Origin of the sequence: Salmonella sp. NW645 (assembly GCF_051703725.1) — a bacterium.
GTDB lineage: Bacteria > Pseudomonadota > Gammaproteobacteria > Enterobacterales > Enterobacteriaceae > Salmonella > Salmonella enterica.
Genome location: NZ_JAMMKR010000038.1, coordinates 1 through 290 on the forward strand (window position 1 = coordinate 1; position 290 = coordinate 290).

Annotated in this window: 2 tRNA genes; both read right to left on the bottom strand. The window is 53.4% G+C overall.

Annotated elements, in window-relative coordinates:
- Window position 1: 1 nt before the first annotated feature.
- Window positions 2-77: transfer RNA gene (locus tag NA389_RS21965), tRNA-Val, on the bottom strand.
- Window positions 78-214: 137 nt separating this feature from the next.
- Window positions 215-290 (bottom strand) — tRNA-Lys (locus NA389_RS21970).

Genomic DNA, 290 nt, shown 5'->3' on the forward strand with positions numbered 1-290 from the left:
GTGGTGGGTGATGACGGGATCGAACCGCCGACCCCCTCCTTGTAAGGGAGGTGCTCTCCCAGCTGAGCTAATCACCCGATACTACGCTGGATATTACTGACTAACCGAAGTTAGTGGTGGGTTGTGCAGGATGACTCGGCTTTGCCTCGCCCTACGGCGCCGTTGCTGATGCAACGTTATCCTTCACGTTTTATTCTCGTTTCCACCGAACGATTGGTGGGTCGTGCAGGATTCGAACCTGCGACCAATTGATTAAAAGTCAACTGCTCTACCAACTGAGCTAACGACCC